General features: G+C 64.9%; 8 protein-coding genes. 3 read left to right on the top strand and 5 right to left on the bottom strand.

Annotated elements, in window-relative coordinates:
* From Q0627_RS00140 to Q0627_RS00130, 3 genes are all read left to right on the top strand, one after another.
* Positions 1 to 590: amidohydrolase family protein (locus tag Q0627_RS00140; protein ID WP_298807108.1), on the top strand; the 590-nt coding region annotated here is incomplete at its 5' end.
* Between the two features lie 38 nt (positions 591 to 628).
* The gene (locus Q0627_RS00135; protein ID WP_291016630.1) at positions 629 to 1,684 is read left to right on the top strand and encodes a Rieske 2Fe-2S domain-containing protein; all 1,056 of its coding nucleotides are present in this window, start codon (positions 629 to 631) and stop codon (positions 1,682 to 1,684) included.
* A gap of 479 nt (positions 1,685 to 2,163) precedes the next feature.
* A complete protein-coding gene (locus Q0627_RS00130) occupies positions 2,164 to 2,778 on the top strand; it encodes a cysteine hydrolase (RefSeq protein ID WP_291016632.1) in 615 nt (204 codons plus the stop codon).
* 10 nt (positions 2,779 to 2,788) lie between these two features.
* On the opposite strand, the gene Q0627_RS00125 is transcribed toward Q0627_RS00130, so the two are convergent.
* From Q0627_RS00125 to Q0627_RS00105, 5 genes are all read right to left on the bottom strand, one after another.
* On the bottom strand, positions 2,789 to 3,970 hold the full coding sequence (locus Q0627_RS00125; RefSeq protein ID WP_291016634.1) for a Fic family protein: 1,182 nt from the start codon (positions 3,968 to 3,970) through the stop codon (positions 2,789 to 2,791).
* Positions 3,971 to 4,100: 130 nt separating this feature from the next.
* Positions 4,101 to 5,102 carry an NADP-dependent oxidoreductase gene (locus Q0627_RS00120; RefSeq protein ID WP_291016637.1) on the bottom strand — a complete coding sequence of 334 codons (1,002 nt, stop codon included), beginning with the start codon at positions 5,100 to 5,102 and terminating at the stop codon, positions 4,101 to 4,103.
* Between the two features lie 53 nt (positions 5,103 to 5,155).
* The gene (locus Q0627_RS00115; RefSeq protein ID WP_298807107.1) at positions 5,156 to 6,184 is read right to left on the bottom strand and encodes an alcohol dehydrogenase catalytic domain-containing protein; all 1,029 of its coding nucleotides are present in this window, start codon (positions 6,182 to 6,184) and stop codon (positions 5,156 to 5,158) included.
* A 23-nt stretch (positions 6,185 to 6,207) separates the two neighbouring features.
* A complete protein-coding gene (locus tag Q0627_RS00110) occupies positions 6,208 to 6,510 on the bottom strand; it encodes a hypothetical protein (protein WP_291016641.1) in 303 nt (100 codons plus the stop codon).
* Positions 6,511 to 6,536: 26 nt separating this feature from the next.
* Positions 6,537 to 7,573: class I adenylate-forming enzyme family protein (locus tag Q0627_RS00105; RefSeq protein ID WP_298807106.1), on the bottom strand; the 1,037-nt coding region annotated here is incomplete at its 5' end.

Raw genomic sequence — 7,573 nt, 5'->3', positions numbered from 1 at the left:
CGATGAACATCGTCAACGCCGCCGCCGACCTGCTGTGGTCGGCGCCGATCAAGAAATACAAGGATCTCAAGATCGCCCTGTCCGAGGGCGGCACCGGCTGGATTCCGTATTTCCTCGAGCGCGTCGACCGCACCTTCGACATGCATTCGACGTGGACACTGCAGAACTTCGGCGGCAAGCTGCCCAGCGAGGTGTTCCGGGAGCACTTCCTCACCTGCTTCATCTCGGACCCGCTCGGCGTCAAGCTGCGCCACGAGATCGGCGTCGACAACATCTCGTGGGAAATGGACTATCCGCATTCGGATTCCATGTGGCCCAATGCCCCCGAGGAACTGTGGAATGTCTTCTCCGAGGCGCAGGTTCCCGACGACGAGATCAACAAGATCACCTTCGAGAACACCATGAAGTGGTACAACTTCGACCCGTTCAAACACATCCCGAAGGAGCAGTGCACCGTCGGGGCCCTGCGTGCGCAGGCGGAGGGTCACGACGTCTCCATCCGGGCACTGAGCCACCACCAGACCAGCGCCGAGGAAAAACTTGCCGCGTGGGAGCAGCAGATTCAGGCCGCCGCCGCGCAGCAGACGTAGCACCGCAGACTTAACAGCCCGCACAGAGGAGTATCGCCATGGAAGTTCCGTTCACGTGGTTCGCGACCGGTTGGTATGTGATCGGCTGGTCCGAGGAGTTCGAGCAGGGCCAGACCAGGCCGTTGCACTATTTCGGCGAGGACCTGGTCGGCTACCGCGACGACAACGGTGAGATCCACGTACTCACCGGCAACTGCAAGCATCTCGGCGCGCACCTCGGCTACGGCGGCAAGGTCGTCGGCGACTGTATCCAATGCCCATTCCATGGCTGGCGCTGGGGACCCGATGGCAGGCACGCATATATGCCGTCGGAGCCCGGGCGGACGATGAAGACGATGCGGCTGCGGTCGTATCCGATTCACGAGCAGTATGGCGTCGTGTTCATGTGGTATCACCCGCACGGCGAGGCACCCCGCTGGTCGCCACCGGATATCTTCTCAAAGTTCCCCGAGGTCACCGACACTCCGGACAAGTACTACCGGTCGTATCCGGAGTTCTCGGTGAAATGCGAGAACGAGAACGTCCACCCGCAGATCGTCGCCGAAAACGCCCCGGACAGTGCACATTTCCGCTACGTTCACCACGCCACCGTCACCCCGGTCTGCCTCAAGTGGGAGATCCAGGACAACGAATGGCAGTTCCTCACCGGCTGGCCCGACGTGAGCAGCGAGGACCCGAACGCGATGTCGCTGCGCGTGCACAGCCACATCGCCGGTCTGGGCTACGCGATCACCGCTTTCGAAGGCGTGCAACAACATCGGCTGATCTTCGCCTGCACCCCCACCGACCAGGGCAAGTCCGACCTGTTCTACACGATCTGGTGGCCCAAGCCCGAGGGCGAAACCTCCGACGTACCACCGCCGGAAGTCCAGAAGCTGGTGGAAAAGCGTTTCCTGCAAACGGTGTGGGACGACCTGAGCATCTGGCGCTACCAGAAGTACGTCGAGCGCCCCCCGCTCGACCGGATCGACGCCAAACCGTATATGGCCATGCGCCGCTGGGCACTGCAGTTCTACGACGTCGACGCCGACTGGCGTCCCGGCGACCCGCCGAGCAAAGCCGAGGAGACGGTGGGCGCGGGCGCTGCGACGTAATGTCCGTACCCCGCACGCTGATCGACCACCTCGGTAGTTGAGTCATATCGACATGCCCGACGGCTCGTCTGCCGGACAACAGAATCCGCGTCAACGCGATCACCCCCGGCCCCACCGACACCGAAGTCCACCGACTGGCTCTCCCGAGTGACGGCGATCCGCCCGTCATCGGCACTGTCGAGGACACTTTGCACCATCTACTCAAGCTCGCGACGTCGATCGACCCCGATGAAGCTCACGAACAACTCCGCCCCCACCACCAGGCGATTGTCAGATTAGAGCACCTCTAATCTGACAAGGATCTACCAAAACTGCGATTCCTTGTGAGATTAGGCCACCGCTAATCTCACGAAGGTTCGCGTGATGGCTGGATCCGTGTGAGATTGCGGCCGACGACCGGAACGGCGTCGAGCGCAGTACTGAGATGGTTACTATTGGTTCAACAGTAGCCTTGCACACCAACTGATACGGAGCCCACGGTGGCACGACCCCTTGCCGAGCTCGTCCGGCCTGCACACACCGCGATCGTCACACAGGAATGCCAGGAGGCGGTGGTCGGCGCGAATGCGGGACTGGCCGCGCTCGCCGAGGAAGCACAACGCGAGGCGGTGCCCAATATCGCGCGGCTGCTTCCGGTGGCGCGGGCGGCCGGCGTCAGCGTCATCCATTGCGTCGTGACCCGGCGCGCCGACGGCCGCGGCTCCAATCACAACGCCGCCCTCTTCGCCTACGGCGCCAAGACACTGTCGGCCGAGCCCGGTAGCCACGGCGCCGCGGTCGTACCCGAACTCGGTCCTGAGCCGTCGGACCTCGTGCTCACCCGACTGCACGGCCTCGGCCCGATGTGCGGTACCGACCTCGACTCGGTCCTGCGGAACCTGGGCGTGACAACGATCGTCCCAGTCGGTGTTTCGCTGAACGTGGCGATCCCCAACTTCATCATGGACGCGGTCAACAAGTCCTACGACGTCGTACTCCCGAGCGACGCCGTCGCCGGCATCCCCACCGACTACGGCCGAGCCATCCTCAAGAACACCCTCTCGCTCCTGAGCACCGTCGTCACCACCGACGAACTCATCGAGATCTGGAGCTGAGCCCGGAAATCTATTGCTCGTAATTCGTTGGGGCCTCGATGATCTCGAAGACGTCGCGAGCCAAATAGACAGTGCGGGAACCCTTTCCCAGACCTCCGTACCGGGAGACCCAGCCCAGTTCCTCCGCCTTTGCGAGCAGGTTCCGCGCACCTTGCGTCGTAATCGGACCGCCGGAGTTCGCGAACGACAGCTCGATTCGGCGCGCATGGATGAACGGCGTACCGAAGATGAGGGGGATGAGCGCTGCCACACGCGATCGCTCCATCTCCACCTGCCGGTAGTAGCGTTCCCTGAGTTCGACGAGGCGACCCGCTCTCGAGACCGCATCCTCGGACTGTCTCCGAACGGCGACGAAGAAGAATTGCAAGTACTCTTGAACCTCTGCGCGCTCACGAATACCTTGGAGCCGTTCGTAGTACTCGCTCCGGTTGGCTTCCAGGTAACCGGACAGATACAGCAGAGGTCGGGTGAGACGCCCCGTCGACATCAGAAAGAGTCCCACCAGAAGCCTCCCGATACGCCCATTGCCGTCGAGGAACGGGTGAATGGTCTCGAATTGATAGTGCGACATGGCCGCGCGTACCAACGTCGGCACCTGTGAAGGTCGGTTGACGTAGTTCTCCCAGTCCGTCATCAGCTCACCGATGTACTCGGGCAGCGGCGGCACGAACCGCGCCGAATTCGGAGTCGCACCGGCCGCACCGATCCATACCGGTGAGCGCCGAAACTCGCCCGGGTGACGCTCCTGCCCCCGTACACCCGCCATAAGTTCGGCGTGCACCTGCCTGATCAGACGTTCGGTGATCGGCAAGTCGGCCGTCAAAGAGATGGCCAGGTCGGTCGCAGCCAGATAGCGCTCGACCTCCGCGACGTCGTCAGTGACCGGTCCGCCGTCACGGGCCTCGGCTTCGAGAACCTCCGACAACGAGGCGTTGGTGCCCTCGATCCGGGTACTCGCCAACGCCTCCTTTCGAACGAACGATCCGAGCAGCATCTCCGGATCACGGATCAGCCTGCCCAGTCCGTTCAAGAGTCCCAGCGCGGCATCGGCCTCGGACAGTGCCAAGACGGTGAGGGGGGCGAGATCGATATCTGTAGGGATCGGATGCGGCCGGTAGTAGGTGAACGACGCTGCCCCGACACCTATGGCCGGGCGACCGAACGCTCCGTCGACGAACTTGGCTGCATCCATATGCCCAAAGTAGCAAGTAAAACGTCGTTTCACTTTGCAGGTGCAAAGTAAAACGACGTTTTACTTTGCACTTTGCTCCAGATGCCAAATCAACTTTGCACCTCGACTCCGCTTGGCGACGCCCCGCCGGTCAGACCTTGAGGACGAGTTTGCCGGTGTTGACGCCTGCGTACAGGCCGAGCAGCGCTTCCGGGAAGGCCTGCACGCCGCCGTCGAGGGTCGTTTCGCGGGCGACCAGACGGCCGTCGGCGATCATCGCGGAGATGGCGGCGACGGCTTCGGGGTAGCGGTCCTCGTAGTCGAAGACGACGAAACCGGTCATCGTGGCCCGGAAGACCAGCAGCGACATGTAGCGCTTGGGGCCAGGCGGGAGGGCCTCGTCGTTGTAGCCCGCGACAGCGCCACAGATGACGACGCGGGCACCGCGCCGCAGGTTGGCCAGAGCGGCGTCGAGGATGTCGCCGCCGACGTTGTCGAAGTAGACGTCGATGCCCTTGGGTGCGACCTCGCGCAGTCGTTTGAGGACGTTCTCGTTCTTGTAGTCGATGGCGTCGTCGAGGCCGATCTCCTTGAGCCAGGCCACCTTGCCGGGGCCGCCGGCGATGCCGATGACGCGGCAGCCCTCGGCCTTGGCGAGCTGGGCGACGACGCTGCCCACCGCACCCGCGGCCGCCGACACGAGCACCGTCTCCCCCGCCTTGATGCGGCCCACGTCGTGCAGCCCGAAATACGCGGTCATGCCCGTCATGCCCAGTGCGCCAAGCCAAGTCGGGGCACCGGCGACGCCCAGGTCGATCTTGTAGACACCTGTGCCGTTGCTGAGCGCGTACTCGACGACGCCGAAGGTGCCCGCGACGGTGTCGCCGACGGCGAAGTCGGGATGCCGCGACGCGACGACGCTGCCGGTGCATATCGCGCGCATCGCCTCACCGATCTGGACCGGCGGAATGTAGGACCGCACGTCGTTGAGCCAGCCCCGCATCGCCGGGTCGAGGGAGATGTAGTCGACCTTCACCACCAACTCGCCCTCACCCGGTTCGGGCACCTCAACGGTCGCCGAACTCCACGTGTCGTCGTCCGGGTATCCGGTGGGACGGTTCGCGAGATGAATTTCGTTCGACGACCACGACATCGGGGGCCTCCTACGGGACGGTTGGGTTCCTTCGCAGGCTAACCCTACTTGAATCATGATTCAAGTAGACCCGGCTGCACCAGCACCTTGACGTCCGGGCTCGTTCCGGATGCGAGTTCGTGAAGTTTGGCGTCGACCTGGTCGAGGCCGATGACCGAGGTGATCAGGGCATCGGAATTGACGCGGCCGGAGGCGAGGGCGTCGAGCGCCTCGGCGAAGTCACGGCGGCTGTACGCGGGGGGGCCGACGATGGGCAGCTCGTTGACGGCCAACAGCATCGTGTAGATCTCGGACGCCTCGACGGTGATACCGAGGATGACGACGGTTCCGGCGTAGCCGAGCACACTCAGCGAGTGCGCGAGCACCGCCGCATTACCGGTACAGTCGAGCACGGCCCGTACCGGACCCGCGAGCTGCGCCGCCCGCGCGAACAGGTCGTCGGGCGCGGTAGCCGCGACCCCGAATCGTTCGGCAAGCTGGCGGCGATCCGGATTCGGTTCCACCACAAGCACATCGGTGATTCCGCGGGCATGCAGCGCCTGCGTCGCCAGCAGCCCGATCGGGCCGGCTCCCATCACGACAACGCTGTCACCGGCCTGGGCACCCGAATGCCATACCCCGCGCAGGGTCACCGCCAACGGTTCCGTGAGGGCTGCGGTCCGCAGGTCCAGACTGTCGGGCACCGCGAACAGCATCCGCGCGGGAACCACCACCGATTCGGCGAGAGCACCCGCACGTCCGAGGCCCGGTCCCTGTGTCAGGCCGGCCACGCAGACGCCGGTGCCGTCGGCCCGCCGGCACGCGAGGCACTCGCCGCACTCGTCGATGGGCAGCACCACCACGTTGTCGCCGACCGACCAGCCTTCGACACCGGACCCGAGTTCGCTGATGGTGCCGGAGAATTCGTGGCCCAGCACATGCCCGGTCATCGGCTCGGGTGTGTCGAAGAACAGGTGCAGGTCCGACCCGCACACGCCGCAGTAGGCGACGTCGACACGCACCTCGTCGGCGGTGAGGGGTACGTCGGCGGTGGACTGAACCGATACGGCCCGGTCGGCCCCGATAACAGCGACATTGCTCATGACTTAGGTCGGATCCCCCAGCCTCAGTCGCTGGACGGCAGGGCCTTGGATTCCTTGAACACCAGCAGGGTGTCGCCGACCGACAGCGAACCCTTGCCTGCCTTGGTGACCAGCACCTCGGCTCCGTCGGCGTCGACGTAGCGCTTGCCGAGGACCGCGCCGTCGGCGAACGCCTCGTTCAGCGTGGCGCCGGCGTCCTTCTCGCCGCCGACCGCGATCATCGGCGCGCCACCGCAGCGCAGGTCGTCGAGGCTGTCGGCGGCGGCGATCACGATCACCTGGGTGTCGCACACCTGGCTCTCGAAGCGGGTTCCGTTCTTCACCATTCGTCTACTCCTAAGTTCTCGGGCTGCTATTCCGCTGTAGCGGGGGTCAATTCGTCCACCAGCACGCGGCGGAGGATCTTTCCTGTTGCGGTAGAGGGTAGTTCGTCCCGGAACACCACGTGGTCGGGGGTGCGGGAGCCACGCAGCTTGGTACGGGCGAACTCCCGCACGGCGTCGGCGTCGAGATCGGCCTCGGTAACACCGTCCTCACGCACGACGACGGCCACGATCGCCTGTCCCCATTCGGGATCGGCGACACCGATCGCGACGACCTCACGGATCTGCGGGTGCTCCACCAGCGCGTCCTCCACCTCGGCGGGGGCGATGTTCTCACCGCCGCGGATGATGGTGTCGTCGGAACGGCCGCCGATGAACAGGTAGCCGTCGGCGTCGATGCTCGCGATGTCCTTGGTGGGGAACCAGCCTTCGGCGTCGAGGACCGATCCGATACCGGTGTACTTACCCGATACCTGCGGGCCACGGATGAACAGTTCACCGGTCTCGTCGGCACCGAGCACCGTGCCGTCGGCGTCACGGATCTGCAATTCGATGCCGGGCACCGCGCGACCCACCGAACCCAGGCGCCGGGCGATTGCCGGATCGTCCGATCCGTACGCCTCGCGATGATCGTCGGGACCCAGAACCGCGATGGTGGAGCTGGTTTCGGTGAGACCGTACGCGTTGACCAGGCCCACGTCGCCGAGCAGGTCGAGGGTGCGGCGCACGAGCGGCTGCGGCACCTTGGAACCGCCGTAGGCGAGGTTGCGCAGCGTGGGCAGCTCGACCGGGTCCTTCTCGTAGGCGGCGATGATGCGGTCGAGCATCGTGGGCACCACAGTGGCGTTGGTGACTCCCTCGTCGTGGACGAGGCGCAGCCAGGCGGCCGGGTCGAAGCGCTGCAGGTAGATGGCGCGACGGCCCGCGTACAGGTTCGACAGCGCCGCACTCACGCCGGCGATGTGGTACGGCGGTACACAGATCAGGGCGGCGTCGGCCGGGTCGGCGGAAGCGAAGTCGACGGTGCCCATCACGTAGCTGGTGAGGTTGGCGTGGGTGATCTCCA

Origin of the sequence: uncultured Gordonia sp. (assembly GCF_937858515.1) — a bacterium.
Classification (GTDB): Bacteria; Actinomycetota; Actinomycetes; order Mycobacteriales; family Mycobacteriaceae; genus Gordonia.
Note: the sequence above shows the minus strand (reverse complement) of the source record. Positions and strands in the feature narration are given on the sequence as shown.